Annotated in this window: 18 protein-coding genes; 10 read left to right on the top strand and 8 right to left on the bottom strand. The window is 63.5% G+C overall.

All coding sequences use genetic code 11. From position 1 onward, the window contains the following. Positions 1-171: 171 nt before the first annotated feature. A complete protein-coding gene (locus AB4037_RS24680) occupies positions 172-1,218 on the bottom strand; it encodes a GlxA family transcriptional regulator (protein ID WP_441773292.1) in 1,047 nt (348 codons plus the stop codon). A gap of 65 nt (positions 1,219-1,283) precedes the next feature. Here AB4037_RS24680 and AB4037_RS24675 point away from each other — a divergent pair, with 65 nt between their 5' ends. Beyond that, positions 1,284-1,967 carry a DJ-1/PfpI family protein gene (locus tag AB4037_RS24675; RefSeq protein WP_434959550.1) on the top strand — a complete coding sequence of 228 codons (684 nt, stop codon included), beginning with the start codon at positions 1,284-1,286 and terminating at the stop codon, positions 1,965-1,967. Positions 1,968-1,995: 28 nt separating this feature from the next. Here the strand turns inward: AB4037_RS24675 and AB4037_RS24670 are convergent, their stop codons facing one another. Then, a complete protein-coding gene (locus AB4037_RS24670; RefSeq protein WP_441773291.1) occupies positions 1,996-2,643 on the bottom strand; it encodes a VOC family protein in 648 nt (215 codons plus the stop codon). Between the two features lie 287 nt (positions 2,644-2,930). On the opposite strand from AB4037_RS24670, the gene AB4037_RS24665 reads away from it, so the two are divergent. Both AB4037_RS24665 and AB4037_RS24660 read left to right on the top strand, forming a co-directional pair. Next, positions 2,931-3,572 carry a PadR family transcriptional regulator gene (locus tag AB4037_RS24665; protein ID WP_434959552.1) on the top strand — a complete coding sequence of 214 codons (642 nt, stop codon included), beginning with the start codon at positions 2,931-2,933 and terminating at the stop codon, positions 3,570-3,572. Positions 3,573-3,792: 220 nt separating this feature from the next. After that, positions 3,793-5,145 (top strand): MFS transporter, encoded by a 1,353-nt coding sequence (locus AB4037_RS24660; protein WP_441773290.1) that lies wholly within the window; start codon positions 3,793-3,795, stop codon positions 5,143-5,145. A 112-nt stretch (positions 5,146-5,257) separates the two neighbouring features. Here AB4037_RS24660 and AB4037_RS24655 read toward each other — a convergent pair whose 3' ends face one another. Beyond that, positions 5,258-5,938, bottom strand: a complete 681-nt coding sequence (locus tag AB4037_RS24655) for a L,D-transpeptidase (RefSeq protein WP_434959554.1) — start codon at positions 5,936-5,938, stop codon at positions 5,258-5,260. A 455-nt stretch (positions 5,939-6,393) separates the two neighbouring features. On the opposite strand from AB4037_RS24655, the gene AB4037_RS24650 reads away from it, so the two are divergent. The 3 genes from AB4037_RS24650 to AB4037_RS24640 all read left to right on the top strand — a co-directional run bounded on the left by AB4037_RS24650 (position 6,394) and on the right by AB4037_RS24640 (position 8,547). Further along, on the top strand, positions 6,394-7,086 hold the full coding sequence (locus AB4037_RS24650) for a corrinoid protein (RefSeq protein WP_434959555.1): 693 nt from the start codon (positions 6,394-6,396) through the stop codon (positions 7,084-7,086). A 77-nt stretch (positions 7,087-7,163) separates the two neighbouring features. Continuing rightward, positions 7,164-7,787 (top strand): DUF1638 domain-containing protein, encoded by a 624-nt coding sequence (locus AB4037_RS24645; RefSeq protein ID WP_441773289.1) that lies wholly within the window; start codon positions 7,164-7,166, stop codon positions 7,785-7,787. Between the two features lie 199 nt (positions 7,788-7,986). After that, positions 7,987-8,547 (top strand): queuosine precursor transporter, encoded by a 561-nt coding sequence (locus AB4037_RS24640; RefSeq protein WP_434959557.1) that lies wholly within the window; start codon positions 7,987-7,989, stop codon positions 8,545-8,547. 191 nt (positions 8,548-8,738) lie between these two features. On the opposite strand, the gene AB4037_RS24635 is transcribed toward AB4037_RS24640, so the two are convergent. The 5 genes from AB4037_RS24635 to AB4037_RS24615 form a co-directional block, all read right to left on the bottom strand. Continuing rightward, positions 8,739-9,302: an invasion associated locus B family protein gene (locus tag AB4037_RS24635; RefSeq protein ID WP_441773288.1), complete on the bottom strand. Its 564-nt coding sequence runs from the start codon at positions 9,300-9,302 to the stop codon at positions 8,739-8,741. Positions 9,303-9,501: 199 nt separating this feature from the next. Further along, positions 9,502-9,999, bottom strand: a complete 498-nt coding sequence (locus AB4037_RS24630) for a hypothetical protein (RefSeq protein WP_434959559.1) — start codon at positions 9,997-9,999, stop codon at positions 9,502-9,504. Positions 10,000-10,095: 96 nt separating this feature from the next. Beyond that, positions 10,096-10,605: a hypothetical protein gene (locus AB4037_RS24625; RefSeq protein ID WP_441773287.1), complete on the bottom strand. Its 510-nt coding sequence runs from the start codon at positions 10,603-10,605 to the stop codon at positions 10,096-10,098. Between the two features lie 5 nt (positions 10,606-10,610). After that, entirely contained in the window at positions 10,611-11,852 is a 1,242-nt protein-coding gene (rlmN, locus tag AB4037_RS24620; RefSeq protein ID WP_434959762.1) for a 23S rRNA (adenine(2503)-C(2))-methyltransferase RlmN, read from the bottom strand. A gap of 206 nt (positions 11,853-12,058) precedes the next feature. Then, positions 12,059-13,093: a glutamine synthetase beta-grasp domain-containing protein gene (locus tag AB4037_RS24615; RefSeq protein ID WP_441773286.1), complete on the bottom strand. Its 1,035-nt coding sequence runs from the start codon at positions 13,091-13,093 to the stop codon at positions 12,059-12,061. Between the two features lie 398 nt (positions 13,094-13,491). On the opposite strand from AB4037_RS24615, the gene AB4037_RS24610 reads away from it, so the two are divergent. From AB4037_RS24610 to AB4037_RS24595, 4 genes are all read left to right on the top strand, one after another. Then, positions 13,492-13,686, top strand: coding sequence for a DUF2735 domain-containing protein (locus AB4037_RS24610; RefSeq protein WP_441773285.1), 195 nt, complete (start codon positions 13,492-13,494; stop codon positions 13,684-13,686). Between the two features lie 361 nt (positions 13,687-14,047). Further along, positions 14,048-14,944 (top strand): fructose bisphosphate aldolase, encoded by an 897-nt coding sequence (locus tag AB4037_RS24605; protein ID WP_441773284.1) that lies wholly within the window; start codon positions 14,048-14,050, stop codon positions 14,942-14,944. Between the two features lie 108 nt (positions 14,945-15,052). Further along, positions 15,053-15,706 carry a DUF6963 family protein gene (locus AB4037_RS24600; protein WP_434959564.1) on the top strand — a complete coding sequence of 218 codons (654 nt, stop codon included), beginning with the start codon at positions 15,053-15,055 and terminating at the stop codon, positions 15,704-15,706. A 62-nt stretch (positions 15,707-15,768) separates the two neighbouring features. After that, positions 15,769-17,241, top strand: coding sequence for an N-acyl-D-amino-acid deacylase family protein (locus AB4037_RS24595; protein WP_441773283.1), 1,473 nt, complete (start codon positions 15,769-15,771; stop codon positions 17,239-17,241). Positions 17,242-17,528: the final 287 nt, after the last annotated feature.

The raw sequence follows: 17,528 nt of genomic DNA, 5'->3' as shown, positions 1-17,528 counted from the left end.
GTCCCCTTCGCCATCTGCACGGGCGAATGAGTTACGTACCTCGCAATTGTCAGATTAACTGGACGGCGGGTTCTGTCAATCGGCCATTGCGGGAGCGCGGCCATCTTGTCCGCTTTTGGAAACGCCGATCTAGGAAGAAAGCAAAGGCGGACGCCGCGACATGCTAGCATGTCACTGAGATGTTCGCGCTCCAAGCGCATGCCCGCCAGAAAATCGCTCGCGATAGGATTGCGGCGTGGTGGCCAGGTGCCGGGCGAAACCGCGCCGCATGGTCTCCTCGCAGCCGAAGCCGCAGCGGGCGGCGATCTGCTTGAGAGGCAAGGTGGTGTCGGCGAGCAGCGTGCGTGCCTGTTCGACCCGCAGCCTTTCGACGGCGCGGGCCGGCGGCACGCCGGTGGCCTCTCGGTAGCGACGCTGGAAGCTGCGTTCGCTCATGCCGGCCTGCGCGGCGAGGGTGGGGACGGACAGGTCGGCGTCGAGGTTCTCCCGCATCCAGCTATGCAGGGCTTCGAAACGGGAGGTGCCATGCTGGAGCGCCAGGGCGGCGCTGTATTGCGACTGCCCGCCAGGCCGCTTGAGGAAGACCACGAGTTCGCGCGCCACCGCCAGCGCCATGGCGCGGCCAAGATCGCGTTCGACCAGGGCCAGAGTGAGATCGATGCCGGCGGTGACGCCAGCTGAGGTCCACAGATTGCCGTCCTCGATGAAGATCGGATCGCTTTCCACCTGTGTTGCCGGAAAACGCTCGGCGAGCAGGGCGCAGGAATCCCAATGGGTCACGGCGCGCTTGCCATTGAGCAGGCCGGCGGCGCCGGCCAGGAACGCCCCGGTGCAAACAGCCGCGACCCGTCTGGCGGTTGTGGCCTTGGCCACCACCCAGGCGACGAGTTCGGCGTCTTCGACGGCCTGATGTATGGCGCGCCCACCGGCGATCACCAGCGTGTCGCAGGCTTCGCTGACCTCCGGCAGGGGCTCGGCCTTCAGCGTCAGCCCGGCCCAGGCAGGGACCTGGCCCTGCTTGGCGACGATACGCAGGCGATAGGCCGGAAGCCGTCCGTCATCCTCCAGCAGGCGGTTGGCCGAGGCGAACACCTGCATGGGGCCGGCGATATCGAGGAGCTGAAATCCCGGGAAGGCGAGCAGATCCACCGCGCGCGGCGTCCGGCCATGCGGCGGCCCATCGATCGGATTTGGCGTAAAGTGTGGTTCAAACGACATTTGCGCCAAAATCTGCCGCTCTAGAATGGCTCTGTCAATATCAAGATTTGGAACGGAGTACCGCCATGATGCTGCAGATCGGCTTTCTCGTCTTTCCCAAGGTCCAGCTGCTTGACCTAGCCGGGCCTTTCGACGCCTTCGCCGCGATGCCGGGCGTTGTCCAGCATCTGATCTGGAAGGATCTCGATCCGGTGACGGCGACCTGCGGCTGGCCCGTCCAGCCCACGACGACGCTGCAGGATTGTCCGATCCTCGACGTGCTGTGCGTGCCGGGCGGAGCCGGCATCAATGCCTTGATGGAAGATGAAATGATCCTCGATTTTCTGCGCCGCCAGGCCTGGAGCGCCCGCTTCATTACCTCTGTGTGCACTGGCGCGCTCGTCCTGGGAACCGCGGGGCTTTTGGAGGGAAAGCGGGCGACGACGCATTGGGGTTCGCATCATCTGCTAGAGCCACTCGGCGCCGTACCGGTGGCCGAGCGTATCGTCGTCGATGGCCGGCTGATCACCGGTGGTGGCGTCACGGCGGGTATCGACTTCGCACTCGATATCATCGCCCGGCTGCGAGGCCGAGAGGAGGCCGAGGCCGTGCAGCTCAAGCTCGAATATGCGCCGGCGCCACCCTTCGATGCGGGATCCCCCGCGACGGCGCCGGCAGGCGCGATCGAGGCGGCGCGCGCCTCCGCCTCCAGCTATGTTGAAGAGCGGGAGCGCATCGTCGCCAGATTGCTTGCCGCCAAGGCCGCGTGAGCGCGGCCATCCGGTTGGACGGAACGGCTCAGCTAGCCGGGCCGGCGAACAAGATCAGGTTACCGTCCGGATCCTGGACGATGAGGGTCCTGGCTCCCCAGGGCTCTTTTCTGAGCGGCTGATGGAAGGCCACGCCCGCAGCCTGGAAAGTCAGGAAGAGCTGCTTGATCTCGGCTGTGCTGTCGACCGTGATGGCGGCGGCGAGCAGATGCTCGCGCTGCCTGACATCGCCGACATAGACCGGTTCGCACACCAGCCTCAGGGCGAGCCGCGCTCTGTCGCGTATGACCTGCGCGTAGAAAGGCGGATCGCCATAGGCAAAATCCAGGTCGAAACCGAGCTTGCCGATAAAGAACGCGCATGAGGCGGTGACGTCGGCGACGAAGAGTTGCGCCGCAATCGAGCTCAAAAAGGCTTGCGGTGCGGTTCTTTCGGGAACGTTCGTCATGGTAGGGGCTCCTGCCTTGAGCGCCTCCCATCCCTCGAATCCTAATTGGCGAGCGACGAGCTCCAGAGCGTCGGCGAGCTGGAAATTCGCCTCCAATATCTGGTGGTCGTCGAGGTGACGGAACCGTGGCAAGGCGGCCCTGATCTCGGCGGCGACCGGATGATAATGCTCGCGATGCCAACGCAGATATTGCTTGGCCTGCTTCTTGAGATTTTCGAGGTTCGGCATAGGCGCAATCGTGGTTCCGATTGTAGGCAGGCATTGCCCTTCCGACGGTGCACCGGTGCGCCCTACGCAGCGCCTTGAGACTGCCGCAGCAAGTTTGGGCTGTCAATCATTCCGCCATCGTCGTCAGAAGAACCCAAGGGGGATGGGAGGGGGACAGGTGGGGCGATCATGCTTGCGTGCGGTAGCCAAGATTTTCGGAGGCTCAAAATTTTCAAAAGGCTCTTGCGTAATCTATCTTTCGATATATCTTAAGATTCATCTTAAAGATAGAACGAAAGGTATATCGAATGTTTGGACGACATCATGAAGGCCGCGGTCGCGGCGAGTTCTCGGGCCGCGGCGGATTTCGCGGCTGGGGCCGCGAGGAACAGCGGGAGTGTGCCCCGGGTCGTGGGGGCCGTTGGGGACGCGGCGGTTTCGAGGGCGATGGCCCGGGCGATTTCTTCGGTCGGGGCTTCGGCGGGCGTAGCCGCGTCTTCGGCCATGGCGATCTGCGCCTGGTCATCCTGGCGCTGATCGCCGAGAAGCCGCGCCATGGCTATGAGCTGATCCGCGCCATCGAGGAGAAGTTCGGCGGCGCCTATGCACCGAGCCCCGGCGCGGTCTATCCGACGCTGACGCTCCTGGAGGAGCAGGACCACATCCGTGGCGAAGTCACGGAGGGCACCAAGAAGCTCTACACCATCACCCCGGAGGGTGAGGCCTTCCTCGCCGAAAACCGCGACGCGGTCGATGGCGTGATGGCGCGAATGGATCTTGCCGCCAGCGCCTTCTCCGCCCGCTCCACGCCGGAGATGGTGCGGGAAGCTCTGCATACGTTCCGGCACGCCCTGCAGATGCATCGTGGTCCCTGGACGCAGGCCGAGGCCGAGCGGATCCGCGCCATCATCGAAAAGGCCGCCCGCGACATCGTCGGCGGACAGGATTGACGGGCAAGCCTGCCGAGACCGTCCACTCAAGGCTGCGGCTTTGCGGGATCGCAAAGCCTGTTGCTTATAATACTAGGATAAAGCTGGCACTTCCCCGGCGATCTAGAAAGCGTAGAAGCAGGGTGCCGTTGCGGCGCCCTGTTTGCCGTTTCGGGTGATTTTTCCAATTCATTGTCTCGAAGACGCCGATACTATCGGCACTTGTCGCTGTGAGTATTTGATGAATGCCGCCACCATGGATGGCCTGCCCATTCCCCAACGCTTTCTGGCTTTCCTGACCATCGCCATGGCGCTCACCATGGCGGTGCTCGACAGTGCCATCGTCAATGTCGCCCTGCCTTCGATCGCGGGCGAACTCGCGGTCTCCCCGGCGGAATCGATCTGGGTGGTCACCGCCTACCAACTCGCGGTCACCATCGCGCTGCTGCCCCTGTCCTCGCTCGGCGACATCATCGGCTATAAGCGGGTCTATTGGGCGGGGCTGGCTGTGTTCACCGCGGCTTCCTTCGCCTGTGCCCAGGCTTCCTCGCTGCCGGTGCTGGCGCTGGCGCGTGCCGTGCAGGGGCTCGGGGGCGCCGGCATCATGAGCGTCAATATCGCCCTGGTGCGCTATATCTTCCCCAAGGCCTCCCTTGGCTCGGGTGTCGGCTACACGGCTCTGGTGGTGGCGGTGTCCTCGGCCGCCGGGCCCAGCGTCGCCTCGGCCATCCTGACCGTGGCGAACTGGCAGTGGCTGTTCCTGGTCAATGTGCCCATCGGCCTCATCGCCCTCTTCGTCGCGGCGCGGGCTCTGCCGCAGACACCGGCTTCCGGCCATCGCTTCGATTGGGTCAGCGCCATCCTCAACGCTTTCGCCTTCGGCCTTCTGATCGCCGGCCTCGATGGTCTCGGCGATACCGGAACGATGCCGGTGGCGCTGGCGATGATCGCCGGGGCGGCGGTGGCGGCCCTCGTCTTGGTGCGGCGCTCGCTGAAACTGCCGGTGCCGCTGCTGCCGGTCGACCTCTTGCGGCGACCGATATTCTCGCTGTCGATGGCGACCTCGATCTGCTCCTTCGCTTCACAGAGCATGGCCTATGTGGCACTGCCCTTTTTCTTGCAGCGCTCGCTCGGCCATTCGGAGGCCGCGACGGGATTCCTGATGACGCCCTGGCCATTGATGACGGCGTTGATTGCCCCCATCTCGGGCCGGCTTTCCGACAGGATCTCGCCCGAGAAACTCGGCATTGCCGGGCTTTGCCTGCTGGCCGCAGGGCTGGCGGCGGTCGCCAGCATGGGCGAGCGGCCCGACAGCTTCGACATCGTCTGGCGGCTTGCCTTGTGCGGTTTCGGCTTCGGCCTGTTCCAGTCGCCCAACAACCGCATCATCATCACCAGCGCGCCGCGCGAGCGCAGCGGCGGAGCCAGCGGCCTGCAATCGACCGGGCGGCTGCTCGGCCAGTCGATGGGGGCGGCGGTCGCCGCCGTCATCTTCAGCCAGGTTGCGCAGGGGCAGACGGAACTGATCGCCTGGATTGGCGCCGGCCTCGCATTGATCGGGGCGGTGTCGAGCGGGCTGCGCAAGCCGGACTGAGGAGGGCGGGTTACGGCACCGGACCCGACTTCGGCATCGGGTCTAGTGCTGGTATGCTATTGTTGTTGCACCGTTTTTTCTGAAAATCGGCATCCACTTTTCGGTGTGATGCTTAGCTCTCCTCGGCACCGCCCTGCGAAGGCCGTACCACCACCCGCACGCCCACGGGGGTGTTGTGATAGAGGGCCATGATGTCCTGGTTGAGCAGGCGGATGCAGCCCGAAGACATCGACTTGCCGATCGAGGTGGGATCGTTGGTGCCGTGCAGGCGATAGAGCGTATCGCGGTCGCCCTGATAGAGATACATGGCGCGGGCACCGAGCGGGTTTTCGACGCCGCCAGGCATGCCGCCCGCGAATTTGGCGGCCAGCGGGTCGCGCTTGACCATTCTCGGTGGCGGCGTCCAGCGCGGCCATTCCGCCTTGCGCTTGATGGTGGCCTTGCCGTTCCAGCCAAAACCTTCGCGGCCGACACCAACGCCATAGCGAGTGGCGGTGCCGTCGTCATGGACATGGTAGAGAAAACGGTTGTCGGGATCGACGACGATGCTGCCGGGTGTCTCGCCGTCGGGGGCTGCCACGACGCGCCGCAGATATTTGGGATCGATCGCGTTCAGATTGATGGGCGGATAGGCATGGCCGTTCTCCATCCCGCCGGCATAGATCTCGCGATAGTTGAAGCCGCTGTCATTCGATCTGTTGAACAGGGAGCCGACGGTGGCACGTGAGGAGGCGCAGCCGGCAAGCAGCAATGGAGCACCGAGAACGAAAACGCGACGAGATAAATCGGGCATCACAACCTTTTCCAAACAGCCATCAGTATCGAAATCGCGCCAAAGGCCGGCGCCACGACATTCCGTTACGTAGGCCTACTATTTCATGCAACGTTCGCGCAAGCCAATACCGCCTGTCAAACTCGAACGTTTTGCCGACGGGTTTTGCGAATAGCCGGACTCGGCGGGAATCGCAAAGGCGCAGGGATGGCAAGAGGTAGGGCAAAACGGCGCTCTTGTCGAAGCGCGCCGTGCCGCAGCCGGGCGACGGGCATCCAGGGGCCGACAACCTGCCCACGTGCAAGAACATGGTTGGACATTTGAGCGATACAGGCCGTCGCTCTTTTGGGCTGTTGTCGCAGTTTGAATATACGATGTCCCCAGTGCGACAGCGCAAGGCGCCCCTGTCAGGCTACCTCGCATTAAGAAGCGTTCTATAGTAATCCGTGCTTCACCCAGTGCAGGAACAGCAAGTCATGTCCGACGGCGATCTCGATCTCAACACGCTCCCCGATGACGAGCTCGTCGAGCAGATGCACGACGACCTTTATGACGGCCTGGCCGACGAGATCGTCGAGGGCGTCAATGTCCTGCTCAAGCGCGGCTGGACGCCCTATGACGTGCTGACCAAGGCGCTGGTGGAAGGCATGCGTATCGTCGGCGTCGACTTCCGCGACGGTATCCTGTTCGTGCCGGAAGTGCTGATGTCCGCCAATTCGATGAAGGCCGGCATGCATCTGCTGCGCCCGTTGTTGGCCGAGACCGGCGCTCCCAAGGTCGGCAAGATGGTGATCGGCACCGTCAAGGGCGACATTCACGACATCGGCAAGAACCTCGTCACCATGATGATGGAAGGCGCCGGCTTCGAGGTGATCGACCTCGGCATCAACAACCCGGTCGAGAACTATCTCGAGGCGCTCGAGAAGCACCAGCCCGAAATTCTCGGCATGTCGGCTTTGCTCACCACCACGATGCCCTATATGAAAGTGGTGATCGACACGATGAAGGAGAAGGGCATCCGCTCCGACTACATCGTGCTGGTCGGCGGCGCACCTCTGAACGAGGCCTTCTCGGAAGCCGTGGGCGCCGATGCTTATTGCCGCGATGCTGCCATCGCGGTGGAGATGGCCAAGTCCCTGATCGGCAAGCGTCAGGGCATGGCGGGCTGAGCCCGACAGCGGATCTGCGCAGGGCGGCATGACGCCGTTCTGCCTGATGGGCGAGGCCCGATCTCGGGGAGTGGGCGATGACCAGTCCTTCGAAAAAACCAGATGAACCCCGCTCGACGCTGGTGATCGCCTGCGGGGCGCTGGCGCGCGAATTCCTGGCGGTGAAAGCCGCCAATGGCTGGGACCATATGGAGGTCACCTGCCTGCCGGCGATCTGGCACAATTATCCGCAGAAGATCCCCGACGGCATCCGGCGCAAGATTCGCGACAATCGCGCCAAATATGACGAGATCCTGGTGCTCTACGGCGATTGCGGCACCGGAGGCCTGCTCGACGACGTCCTGCGCGAAGAGGGCGTCGAGCGCATCGACGGGCCGCACTGCTATTCCTTCTTTGCCGGGGGCGACATATTCGATCGCATGCAGGAGGAGGAGATCGGCACCTTCTATCTCACCGATTTCCTGGTTCGGCACTTCGACCGCTTCGTGATCAAGGGGTTGAAGCTCGATCGCTATCCGCAATTGCTGCCGATGTATTTCGGCCATTACAAGCGGGTGATGTTCCTGGTGCAATTCCCCGATCCGGTGCTTGAGCGCAAGGCGGAGGAGGCGGCTGCTCGCCTCGGCCTGCCCCTCCAGATGCACTACACCGGATTGGCAGGCGTGGAGCGTTTCCTGGAAACGGGCAAGGCCGGGGCGTAGTCCGCGCCGCGACCAAGCAGCGGCCGGGCGCCGCCGGGGGCGAAATTCTGCTCCGCCTGCGGAATGGCTACGGCGTAAGCGCGGAAAAAGGCGGTCATGCCGGCCCGGGGAAGCGGAATTGCGATTGAGAGGCTACACCGACGGCCGTTTTTGCTGTAAGGCAGCGCCCCAGAAATCTTCTCTTTCCCGTAGGTATGTCGTGACCGCCAACCCTGTGTTCAACTATTTCGCCGATTTGCGCTGGCGCTATGTGCTGGCTCACGCCGTGATTGTCGCTTCCGCCAACTGGGGCGTGCAATATGTCGTGCCCGGATCCTCGGATTTCCTGACCTGGGGCGCCTTCATCTTCCCGGTCGCCTTCTTCATCACGGATTTGTGCAATCGCCGCCACGGCGTGGAGATGACGCGCAAGGTGGTGATCGCCTCCTTCGTCATCGCGGTGATCGTCTCCTTCGTGGCCGCGGATCCGCGCATCGCCATCGCCAGTGGCATCGCCTTCATTTCCGGCCAGATGGTGGATGCTCAGGTCTTCAACCGCTTCCGCCAGCATGCCTGGTGGGTGCCACCCTCCATCTCCAACATCCTCGCCTCGACGGTCGACAGCGTGCTGTTCTGGGTGATCGCCTTCGTCGGCACGGACGTGCCCTGGGTCAGCCTCGGCATTGCCGACTATGCCATCAAGATCGCCATGGTTTTCGTGGTGATGCCGGTTTACGGCTATCTCGTCTTCCGCGACAGGCTCTCTGCCAAGACGGTGTGACCGGGAACAGCGATATCTGTTTCCGGGAACAGGCACACTGTTCCCGGGAGCGCGGACAACTGTCCGCTCTTGGAAACACAGAGCTTACAAAAAGGGCGCGGCCAAGTCAGGCGGCGCCCTTTTGCGTGCGATCGTTCCAAGGGGCAGACACCGCGACATGCAAGCATGTCGCGGTGTCTGCGCTCAGAGTCCTATGGGCAGCCCTTGGTGATGGCGTCGAGGGCCTGCGGCAGCCCGTCGAGGGAATAGCGGTCGGTGGTCCTGTTGCCGCGCTTGGAAGCACCGGTGAAGACCGCGTCGCGGCTCTTGCGCAAGGTGTTGACCACGGTGCCTTCCTCGGCGGCGTTCTTCACCCAGGCATTGCTGCCCTTGGTGTAGAGCGTGAAGGAGGAGCGTCCGACTTTCAGCGTGGCGTCGCCGCCATCCTTCATGGTGAAACCGGTGATCATGCTCAGCTCGTTCTTCACGCCTTCGCCGGGGCGGCGGGTGACGAAGAGCGTGGCCGGATCGCGCTTCAGCCGTGCGGGCTTGCGGTCCTTCGGACTGGTGATGGCAAAGCAGGACTTACCCTTGGCCGTGCCGTTCTGGAAGGCTTGCCAATCGCCGAACTGGCCGAGCGGTGTCGGCTGCGCGCCTCCGGCGGCTGCCGGAGCCGGTGCTTCGGCCTTGGGTTTGCGAGGTGCTGCCAGAGCCGAACCGGTGAATGCGACGACGGCGGTGGCGATGAGCGCGATGCGAAGGGTTGAGGACATCATGCTGGCTCGATCGATCCCGAAGTAAGAGGGCAGAAAGCGGTGGCGCCGATCATCGTGAATCGGAGCGCCTCGCGCAACTGCGACGAAAGACAGGGATTCCGGCGAAAGTTCGACCGGAACGCGTCGAAGCCTACGCTGGCGCGGTATGCAAATGGTTAAATAGTCCCGAAATTACCATGGCGTGCAAACTTGGCTCCGCTCAACCCGCCGCGCTCCGTCCGGCTACCAGCCAGTAGACCGTGCCGGCGACGATGCCGATGGCGGTCAGGCCGAGCAAAGCGCGGTAGAGCAGCATGATCGCGAGGATGTTCAGGCTCATCACCATCGGCGCCACCGCGAAGGCGAGCGCCATGCCGATGGCGTAGAACATCCAGCTTGCTTTGCCCATGGTCTCGCCGATCACCGCGACCAGGGCGATCGGTGCCAGCCAGATGGCCAGGGCGGCGGTTGCTGCTTGCTGGATCATGGCCCCGATGTCTTCCACGGGAGTTCCATCGATCAGCGTCGCCAGAGCCTTCAGGCCGAACAGCTCTGCCGTGCCGGCGAGTTCCTGCCCGAAATCGTGATTGGCGAGGCCCATCACGCCGACCACCAGCGCTGCAATCGCGGCCAGGACGGCAGCGAAGGCCACCAGCACCAGGCGGTCGACGAAGCTGATGACGCCACGGGGGCGAGGAGGCTGAGAGGGGGTAACCATCACAGGACGCAAACCTATTATTCAATAGGGTGGCGACGACGCGTGTTCGAATGAATCGCGCTCAGTGCCACCCAACCAAGGTGGAAGCCATGCTTATCATTGCTTGAGTGAGCGCACTATCAAGCCGGCTTGCCGGCCGGTGATGAGCCAATAGACCAGCCCGGCAATCGCTCCTGTGCAGGCCACACCGATAAAAAGCAGCACAACGTCCCCAGGGGGCGGAGGAATGAAACCGACAAGGCCGGGAACGCTGCACAAAGCCGCCGCAGTGCCGATACTGTAGAAAGCCCAACGTTGCAGTCCGAAGAGTTCACCAATGATGGCAATGCCTGCAATGGGCACGACCCATATTGCAGCAGGCATCAACCACACCTGCCATATGGCACCCTGCAATCGGTCAAAATTGAGAAACGGATGTTCGAGAACTGCAAAAGCCTCTCGATTCAATGTTGTGCTGTAACGGAATACGGCCGAGGCGAGATTGGTGTTCACCAGTCCGCTGCTGCCGACAATCATTGCGGAAAGGGCTGCCACTCCTGTCGAGGCGACAATTTCGAGGATCCGTCCGATGACTAGAAGGAAAAAACCCAGCCATCGCACGACCATTGTCGTTAGTCCCCGTCCGTCCCATGGGCGTAGAAGGCCTCGACCGCCAGCTTCTTCATGGCATCGGCCTCGATGGCGAGGCGATCGCGCGCCCGCATCTTCTGGCTTTCGCTCTTGAGCTGGCCGCAGGCGGCGAGGATGTCGCGTCCGCGCGGCGTGCGGATGGGCGAGGCGTAGCCGGCATTGAAGACGATGTCGGAGAAGGCCTCGATCGTCTCCCAGTCCGAACATTCATAGAAGGTGCCGGGCCAGGGATTGAAGGGGATCAGGTTGATCTTGGCCGGGATGCCCTTGAGCAGCTTCACCAGCGCGCGCGCCTCAGCCGGGCTGTCGTTGACGCCCTTGAGCATGACATATTCGAAGGTGATGCGGCGGGCGTTGGAGAGGCCGGCATAGTTGCGGCAGGCATCCAGGAGCTCGGCGATCGGATATTTCTTGTTCAGCGGCACCAGCTCGTTGCGCAGATTGTCGTTGGTGGCATGCAGCGAGATGGCGAGCGCCGGATTGATGTCCTCGCCGAGCGGGCCGAGCATCGGCACCACGCCGGAGGTCGATAGGGTGATGCGGCGGCGCGACAGGCACAGGCCGTCCTGGTCCGACATCACCTTCAGGGCGATGGCGACATTGTCGTAATTATAGAGCGGCTCGCCCATGCCCATCATCACGACATTGGAGACGAAGCGCCCGCCGTCACGCGGCACGATCGCTCCTTCCGGCGCTTCCTGGCCCGGCCAGTCGCCGAGGCGGTCGCGTGCGACCAGGAGTTGCGCCACGATCTCGGCCGCAGTGAGGTTGCGCACCAGCTTCTGCGTGCCGGTGTGGCAGAAGGAACAGTTGAGCGTGCAGCCGACCTGGGAGGAGACGCACAGCGTGCCGCGCTTCTCGTCGGGGATGTAGACGGTCTCGATCTCGGCGCCCTTGTCGGCGGGGCCGGTGGAGGGCATGCGCATCAGCCATTTGCGCGTGCCATCGGCCGAGATCTGCTCGGCGATGATCTCCGGGCGGTCGAGCGTATAGGACTGCTCCAGAAGGGCGCGCAGATGCTTGGACACGTTGGTCATGGCATCGAAACGGCTGGCGCCGCGCACATAGAGCCAGTGCGAAAGCTGGTTGACGCGCATCTTCACTTCGCCGGCGGGCACGCCCACGGCGGTGAGAGCTACATTCAAGGCCGTGCGGTCCATCCCGGCGAGGGAAGGCTTGGCGGACTGAGCTTGTGGAGCGGCAACGGTATCGGCCATTCCCATGGGAATGGCCTGAGGGCTCGCTGCCTGTTCGAGCGAAAGGGCCGACATGCAAAATTCCTGATGTTGGTCGGCGCTATAGCACAGTCCGGCCGAAAGGGCGACCGGCAAAGATGCATGGTGGCCGCGCGCTCCGGCACTCTCAGACAGCAAATACAAAACGGCGCGGATCTTGCGACCCGCGCCGTTTTGTCGAGAAGCGCTCGGGCTCAGGCGGCGGCCTTCACCGCGGTCGAAACGGAGGCGATGGTCTTGAGCACCTGGGAGGCGATCTCATAGGGATCGGCCTGGGAGTTGGGACGGCGGTCCTCCAGATAGCCCTTGTAGTCGTTGCGCACAAAGGAGTGCGGCACGCGGATCGAGGCACCGCGATCGGCCACGCCCCAGGAGAAGGTGTCGATCGAGGCAGTCTCGTGCTTGCCGGTGAGGCGCAGATGGTTGTCCGGGCCGTAGACGGCGATGTGCGCGTCCTTGTTGGCCGCGAACGCCGCCATCAGGGCTTCGAAATAGGCCTTGCCACCCACTTCGCGCAGTTGGGTGGTCGAGAAGTTGCAATGCATGCCCGAGCCGTTCCAGTCGGTGTCGCCGAGCGGCTTGCAGTGCCATTCGATGTCGATCGAATAGGTCTCGGTCAGGCGGAGCAGGAAATAGCGGGCGATCCACATCTCGTCGGCAGCGGCGCGGGAGCCCTTGCCGAAGATCTGGAATTCCCACTGGCCCTTGGCGACCTCGGCATTGATGCCTTCATGGTTGATGCCGGCGGCCAGGCAGATGTCGAGATGCTTCTCGACGATCTCGCGGGCGATGTTGCCGACATTCTTGTAGCCGACGCCGGTGTAGTAAGGCCCCTGCGGGGCGGGGAAGCCGTGCTCTGGGAAGCCGAGCGGCCGGCCGTCCTTGTAGAAGAAATATTCCTGCTCGAAGCCGAACCAGGCGCCGTCATCATCGAGAATGGTGGCACGGCTGTTGGAGGCGTGCGGGGTGACGCCATCGGGCATCATCACTTCGCAGAGCACGACGGCGCCGTTCAGGCGCTCCGGATCGGGGACGATGCGGACCGGCTTGAGTACACAATCCGAATTCGATCCCTCGGCCTGCTTGGTCGAGGAACCGTCGAAGCCCCAAAGCGGCAGTTGCTCGAGCGTGGGGAAGGCATCGAAGTCGCGGACCATGGTCTTGCCGCGCAGGTTCGCGGTCGGCCGGTAACCGTCGAGCCAGATATACTCGAGCTTGTACTTCGTCATTCTCAGGATACTCGCTGGTTGGAAGGCGGATGGCGGCAGCCGGTTCGCACCGGGTTGCCGCCGGTTGCGGTGCAATAAGCAGGAAGCGTGCCAGCGGGCAGGGTGCGGTGTTTTTGTCGCAGATATTTTGGAAACGAGGGTGCGAGCCTGCAAAAGAAACGGTGTCCTTTTGTCGGCTGAAAGAGAAAAAGGGGTGTTTTCAAGTCATGCCGGGCCCAGATGCCGTTGTCGCGGCCTGCTGTCTTGCTGCGCATTGCCGTAATGCGGGCTTTGGTTGCACATAGTTTAGGCAAATGCTGCCTGCAAAGCAGGCAAATGATAGGAAGGCGCCCGAGGCTGTGCTAAGACTGGATCCTGGTTTGGCAGCGTCCTTGGCGCGCGAGACAAGGGAGACGAGCATGACTGCGAGTACCCGGCAAGAGACTGCCAAGATCTACCTTTTCCCCACGCGTCCGCGCATGGGGTCCAGCCTCGGACGTGACGAGACGCGGCTTTCCTCGCGCGATACGCAGCCCTTGCCGCCCATCGATGTCGACGGTGCCTGGTATCATCAGGCCGCCATCCGCGATATGGCCGATCCACGCAAGCGCTGACGGAGCGGGAAGACGGAAGAAGCCCTGAGCTTCGGGCGCTGAGGCCATATACGCGCCTATGGCTCGAAGGGCGTTTGGCCACCATTTCCCACGTCTTTTTCCCACGTCTTTGCGAGAGCTTTTCGCAGTTCTGCCCCTTGCCTCCCCCCCTTTGCATGCCGATACTCGCGCCGACTCGACGCGAGAGCGTTTTGTAATTTGGCGGCATCGCCAGGAATCGCAAAGGCGCTCCAGCCGATCCATCGGATTGGCTTGGAAACAATGAGCTAGAGCCAATGAGCGTTTTCGTCTAAACGCGCTTGTTCTAGGCAACCGTGGAGGCTGGGCGCGGGGCGCACCGGCTCGCAACAGGGAGACCGATATGGCAGACGCCAAGATGATGTCACAGATGACCGGCAAGGATGGCTTCATCGCCGCCCTCGATCAGAGCGGTGGTTCCACCCCCGGCGCGCTGCGTCTCTATGGCATCGCCGAATCCAGCTATAGCGGCGACGAGGCGATGTTCCGCCTGATGCACGAAATGCGCGTGCGCATCATGACGGCGCCCGCCTTCTCCGGCGACAAGGTGATCGGCGCCATCCTGTTCGAGAAGACCATGGATGGCGAGGCCAAGGGCAAGCCGGTGCCGACCTATCTGTGGGAAGACCGCAGCGTGGTGCCCTTCCTCAAGGTCGACAAGGGCCTGGCGACGGAAGAGAACGGTGCCCAGGTGATGAAACCGATGCCCGAACTCGACGCTCTGCTTGCGCGCGCGGCGAAGAAGGGCATCTTCGGCACCAAGATGCGCTCGGTGATCGCCAATGCCGACAAGACCGGCGTCGCTGCTGTGGTCAAGCAGCAGTTCGAGGTCGGCCGGCAGATCCTCGGCCACGGCCTCATCCCGATCATCGAGCCGGAAGTCTCGATCAAGAGCCCGACCAAGCAGAAAGCCGAGGCTATTCTGCGCGATGAGATCGCTGCGGCGCTCGACGCGCTGCCGGCGGGCGAGCAGGTGATGCTCAAGCTCACCATCCCCACCGTCGCCGATTTCTACAAGCCGCTGGTCGACCACAAGGCCGTTGCCCGTGTCGTTGCCCTGTCGGGCGGCTACACCCGCGCCGATGCCTGCGAGAAGCTCAGCCACAATCACGGCATGATCGCCTCCTTCTCGCGCGCCCTCACGGAAGATCTGCGCGTGTCCATGAGCGATGCGGAGTTCGATGCAGCGCTCGCCAAGACCATCGGCGAGATCTACACGGCGAGCGTGGTCAAGGCCTGATCCTTCGGGCGGTTCGAGATCACCGGCCGCGAGCGGGGCAAGATGCCCGGTTCGCGGCCGGATTCGTTTGGGCAACGTGGTTTTCGTAGCAATCAAGGAGTTCGAGACGTGACGATCGGCATTGCCGCCTTTGGAACTGGCGCGGGCAGGGCAGTGTGGGCCGGCTGGGCCGAGGCGGAGAAGCTCGGCAAGGGCGACCTGCATGGTTTTGCGGTGTTTTATGCCCTGGCGCCGAATGGCGAGGCGACGGCGCTCGAGTGCCAGCGCGGCGGGCTCGAGACCATTCGCGCCACATGGACCGCCCGGCCGGATCTTGCCTGGATGATGGCTTCGCCGCTGGCGGCGGTGATCACCAGCGGGCCTGATCGTCCCGAGCCTCTTACCCAGTTTCTCCTGGCCGGCCGGAAAGGTTTCGTCACCGGCCATAGGCTGCCGAATACCGTCGGTACATCCGGCCTTGCCGTCAATGCGGAGGCCTTGGCGCTGCTCGAGGCGGGTGTCGATCCCGCCGTGGCCGTGCGGCGGGTGATGGAGGCCAATCCACGCGTCGATGCCGGCCTGATCGCGGTGACCGGCGATGCCATCGGGCTCGCCGACAGCGAGCGGGTGCGCGAGCGGGATGATCGCGGCGAGGCCCTGATCCTCGCACCGGACAAGCGCTATGGCCTTGCCTTGCTGCACAATTCCATCGAGCCCGTGAAGGGGCTTGCCGAAGGCGCCGCGCGACCGGCCGTCGCAGTGCTGGCCGGGCACGAATCATAAGGTCGGGCTTATACCAAAGAAGAGGCCGGCATACCGGTCCGGAACGACCCAAGGATCATGCGATGACTTTCCCCTGCGACCTGATCTTCCGGCAGGCGACGATCTTCGACGGCACCGGCGCCAAGCCGCGCCAGGCCGATGTCGCCGTCACTGGCGAACGCATCGTCGCCCTCGGCGAGCGCTTGCCTCACAAGGCCGGGACCGAGATCGATGCCGCCGGGCTCGCCCTCGCGCCGGGCTTCATCGACGTGCACACCCATGACGACCGCGCCGTGATCGCCACCGACATGGCGGCCAAGCTCAGCCAGGGCGTGACGACGGTGGTGGTTGGCAATTGCGGCATCAGCCTGGCACCGCTGCGGGCCAAGGGAGAGGTGGTGCCGCCGCTCGACCTGATCGCCAAGAGCGAGCACGAATTGTTCGAGCGTTTCGCCGATTATTTCGAGGCGGTGGAGACGGCGGGAACCACGGTGAACGTCACCTGCCTCGTCGGCCACACGACGCTCCGTCTCGCCACCATGGACCGGCTCGACCGCCCGGCCACCCGGACCGAATGCGCCCGCATGCGCGACCTGCTCGACCAGGCGCTGGCGGATGGGGCGATCGGCCTGTCCACCGGGCTCTACTACCAGCCGGCCAATGCTGCCTCGACGGCGGAGGTGATCGCCGTCGCCGAGCCGCTGGCCAAATATTCCGCCATTTACACCACCCATCTGCGCGACGAAGCCGATCACCTGCTGGAGGCGATGGAAGAGGCCTTCACCATCGGGCGCGAGGCCGATGCGCCGGTGGTGCTGTCGCATCACAAGGCCACCGACCCGCAGAACCATGGCCGCACCCGCGTGTCGCTGCCGATCATCGAGAAGCGGGCGCGCGAGCAGCCCGTCACGCTCGACGTCTATCCCTACGCCGCTTCCTCCACCGTGCTGGAGGCCAAGCGCGCGACCCAGGTCGAGCGCATCCTGATCACCTGGTCGAAGGCGCGGCCCGACCTCGCCGGCAAGACGCTCGACGTTATTGCCCGCGAGCTCGGCGTCTCCAGGGAGGAGGCGGTGGCGAAGCTGCAACCGGCCGGCGCCGTCTATTTCACCATGGACGAGGAAGATGTGCGGCGCGTGCTGCAATTCCCGCTCACCATGGTGGGTTCGGACGGGCTGCCGCACGATGTGCGCCCGCATCCCCGGCTCTGGGGTACCTTTCCGCGCGTGCTCGGCCATTACGCCCGCGATATCGGCTTGTTCGGTATGGAGGAGGCGGTGCGCCGGATGACGGCGCTGCCTGCTGCGCGCTTCGGCCTCGCCCAGCGTGGCGTGATCAGGGAAGGGGCCTTCGCCGACCTCGTGCTGTTCAATTCCGAAACCATCCTCGACAAGGCGACCTTCGACGATCCCACCCAGCTCTCGGCCGGCATCCGCTCGGTCTATGTCAATGGGAGCCTGGCCTGGAGCGAGGGCAGGGCCACCGGCCCCCGCGCCGGCAAGGTGCTGCGCAACCGCGATCTGGTGGCGAAGAATTTTACCGCCGCGTTTGCGTGAGGCCGGCGCAATTGCCTTCTCCCCTTGCGGGAGAAGGTGCCGTAGCGTGGTCCCTTAAGAACCACGCGTTCAAGTAAAGAACGTTGGGGGCGGATGAGGGGATACGCAACCATTCTAGAGCGTCGGATCTGAAACTGGAATCGGCGATTCCCTTGGAGGGCAATTTGTGATTCACCGTTATTGGAGGTGGATCATGGGCAGGAGCTATTCTCAGGATCTTCGCGATCGGATTGTCAGCTTTGTTGAGAACGGCCATTCGCGCCTTTGTTGAGAACGGCCATTCGCGC

Origin of the sequence: Labrys sp. KB_33_2 (assembly GCF_052114505.1) — a bacterium.
In the GTDB taxonomy this organism is placed as follows: domain Bacteria; phylum Pseudomonadota; class Alphaproteobacteria; order Rhizobiales; family Labraceae; genus Labrys.
The sequence above is the reverse complement of the archived record's forward strand: the minus strand, read 5'-3'. Positions and strand labels throughout refer to the sequence as shown.

Coding starts and splice junctions, on each gene's coding strand:
- AB4037_RS24630 (WP_434959559.1), bottom strand. CDS start 9,999: ATGGTTACCCCCTCTCAGCCTCCTCGCCCCCGTGGCGTCATCAGCTTC.
- AB4037_RS24595 (WP_441773283.1), top strand. CDS start 15,769: ATGACTTTCCCCTGCGACCTGATCTTCCGGCAGGCGACGATCTTCGAC.
- AB4037_RS24660 (WP_441773290.1), top strand. CDS start 3,793: ATGAATGCCGCCACCATGGATGGCCTGCCCATTCCCCAACGCTTTCTG.
- AB4037_RS24605 (WP_441773284.1), top strand. CDS start 14,048: ATGGCAGACGCCAAGATGATGTCACAGATGACCGGCAAGGATGGCTTC.
- AB4037_RS24650 (WP_434959555.1), top strand. CDS start 6,394: ATGTCCGACGGCGATCTCGATCTCAACACGCTCCCCGATGACGAGCTC.
- rlmN (WP_434959762.1), bottom strand. CDS start 11,852: ATGGGAATGGCCGATACCGTTGCCGCTCCACAAGCTCAGTCCGCCAAG.
- AB4037_RS24615 (WP_441773286.1), bottom strand. CDS start 13,093: ATGACGAAGTACAAGCTCGAGTATATCTGGCTCGACGGTTACCGGCCG.
- AB4037_RS24680 (WP_441773292.1), bottom strand. CDS start 1,218: ATGTCGTTTGAACCACACTTTACGCCAAATCCGATCGATGGGCCGCCG.
- AB4037_RS24635 (WP_441773288.1), bottom strand. CDS start 9,302: ATGATGTCCTCAACCCTTCGCATCGCGCTCATCGCCACCGCCGTCGTC.
- AB4037_RS24655 (WP_434959554.1), bottom strand. CDS start 5,938: ATGCCCGATTTATCTCGTCGCGTTTTCGTTCTCGGTGCTCCATTGCTG.
- AB4037_RS24645 (WP_441773289.1), top strand. CDS start 7,164: ATGACCAGTCCTTCGAAAAAACCAGATGAACCCCGCTCGACGCTGGTG.
- AB4037_RS24665 (WP_434959552.1), top strand. CDS start 2,931: ATGTTTGGACGACATCATGAAGGCCGCGGTCGCGGCGAGTTCTCGGGC.
- AB4037_RS24610 (WP_441773285.1), top strand. CDS start 13,492: ATGACTGCGAGTACCCGGCAAGAGACTGCCAAGATCTACCTTTTCCCC.
- AB4037_RS24675 (WP_434959550.1), top strand. CDS start 1,284: ATGATGCTGCAGATCGGCTTTCTCGTCTTTCCCAAGGTCCAGCTGCTT.
- AB4037_RS24670 (WP_441773291.1), bottom strand. CDS start 2,643: ATGCCGAACCTCGAAAATCTCAAGAAGCAGGCCAAGCAATATCTGCGT.
- AB4037_RS24625 (WP_441773287.1), bottom strand. CDS start 10,605: ATGGTCGTGCGATGGCTGGGTTTTTTCCTTCTAGTCATCGGACGGATC.